Genomic DNA, 2,155 nt, shown 5'->3' with positions numbered 1-2,155 from the left:
GCGGTGTCAGCGACGGTTAGAAATTGAGCCAGAATCGACGGTAAAAACTGAGCCACCCGAGCACGATTGATGGGTGATTACGGTGGAAGAGTGGGCTTTGGTTCGTCGCCTTCATTTAAATGAGGGCGTGTCGCAGCGGGAGATCGCGAAGCGGTTGGGCATCGCGCGGAACACGATCGCGAAGGCGATCAAGTCAGAGAAACCGCCCAAATATGAGGGCGTCGATCGGTCGTCGGGGATGCGGTCTCTGGAACCGCGGATTCGGGAATTGTTGTCGCAGAACGCGCGGATGCCAGCGACGGTGTTGGCTGAGCGGTTGGCGTGGACCGGGTCGATTACTTGGTTTCGTGAAACCGTTGCGCGGTTGCGGCCGGAGTATGCGCCGGCGGATCCGGCCGACCGGTTGAACTATGCGGCCGGGGATCAAACCCAGTGCGACTTGTGGTTTCCGCCGGTGAAGATCCCGTTGGGAGCCGGCCAGACGGGCTCACCGCCAGTGCTGGTGATGGTGTCTGGATTCTCCCGCTTCATCACGGCGGTGATGCTGCCCTCGCGAACGACGCCGGATTTGCTGGCCGGGATGTGGCAGCTGATCTCGACCCAGCTACTGGCAGTGCCGCGCCGCCTGATCTGGGACAACGAGGCCGGCATCGGCCGTGGCAACCATTTCGCCGCCGGGGTTAGCGCATTCACCGGAATGTTGGCGACCAGGATCGTGCAGCTCAAACCGTTCGATCCGGAATCCAAGGGAATCGTCGAACGCGCCAACCAGTACTTGGAGACGTCGTTCTTGCCCGGGCGCAGCTTCACCAGCCCGGACGATTTCAACCGGCAGCTAGCCGACTGGCTTCCCACGGCCAACGCCAGGACTGTCCGCCGGTTGGGCGGCAAACCGATCGAGTTCATCGGTCAGGACCGGGCGGCGATGCTGCCCGTGCCGCCGCTGGCACCGCTGGTCGGCTTCACCGCCCGGGTGCGGCTGCCGCGGGACTACTACGTGCGTGTCGCCAGCAACGATTACTCGGTGGACCCGACCGCGATCGGCCGGCTGGTCGACGTCACCGCGACTTTGTCTCAGGTGACGGTCCGGTTGGACGAGCGTGTGGTGGCCTGTCATGACCGGGTGTGGTCGACCGCAAAGACCATCACCGATCCCACCCATGTGGTTCAGGCCGGCCGGTTGCGCCGCGCTTTTCAACATCCGCCCGCAGCGCCGACGGACACGGACTTGCTGCGGGATCTGGCCGACTACGACACCGCGTTCGGCGTCAACTTCGACGTCCAAGGTCTGGACGAGGAGGCCGTGTAATGGGCGACACGACCAGCAGCGAGATCGAGTATCTCGCTCGAGCGCTCAAAGCACCGCGCATTCGCGACGCCGCCACCCGACTGGCCGAGCAAGCCCGGCAGGCCGCCTGGACTCACGAGGAATACCTCGCCGCGGTCCTCTCCCGGGAAGTGTCCGCGAGGGAAGCGTCCGGGGCGGAGATCCGTATCCGAGCTGCCGGGTTCCCGGCCCGGAAATCTTTGGAAGACTTCAATTTCGACCATCAGCCCGCGTTGCGCCGCGACACCATCGCCCACCTGGCGACCGGATCATTCCTGGCCGAAGCGCAAAACGTCGTGTTGCTCGGTCCTCCCGGCACCGGAAAAACGCATCTTGCGATCGGTCTCGGGCTCAAAGCCGCCCACGCCGGCCACCGGGTGCTGTTCGCGACCGCAGTCGAATGGGTGGCCCGGCTGCAAACCGCGCACCAACTCGGCCGGCTCCCGCAAGAGCTCGTGAAACTGCGTCGTTACGGGCTGATCATCGTGGACGAAGTCGGCTACATCCCCTTCGAACAAGACGCGGCGAATCTGTTCTTCCAACTCGTCTCGTCCCGTTACGAACACGCCTCACTGATTTTGACGTCGAATTTGGCCTTCGCCCGCTGGGGCGACGTGTTCGGCGATCAGATCGTCGCTGCAGCCATGATCGACCGCATCGTCCACCACGCCGACGTCATCACCCTCAAAGGCGCCAGCTACCGGCTGCACAACACCGGAATCGAATCTTTACCTTCAGTCCGCGCCGAGAACGCGGCACAATAGAACACACAACAAGTGGCTCAGTTTTCACCGTCGATAGTGGCTCAATTTTCAACCGTCGTCGACA

At 63.2% G+C, this 2,155-nt stretch carries 2 protein-coding genes; both read left to right on the top strand.

What is annotated here, in order from left to right; all coding sequences use genetic code 11:
• Positions 1-73 precede the first annotated feature (73 nt).
• Complete coding sequence (gene istA, locus E3N85_RS00630) at positions 74-1,309, top strand: IS21 family transposase (protein WP_134458381.1); 1,236 nt, start codon at positions 74-76, stop codon at positions 1,307-1,309.
• Entirely contained in the window at positions 1,309-2,091 is a 783-nt protein-coding gene (gene istB / locus E3N85_RS00625) for an IS21-like element helper ATPase IstB (protein ID WP_134458379.1), read from the top strand. The genes istA and istB overlap by 1 nt, the downstream gene beginning before the upstream one ends.
• The last annotated feature ends 64 nt before the right edge of the window (positions 2,092-2,155 follow it).

The organism is Cryobacterium sp. Hz9, assembly GCF_004402825.1.
Taxonomy (GTDB): Bacteria; Actinomycetota; Actinomycetes; order Actinomycetales; family Microbacteriaceae; genus Cryobacterium; species Cryobacterium gelidum.
Note: the sequence above shows the minus strand (reverse complement) of the source record. Positions and strands in the feature narration are given on the sequence as shown.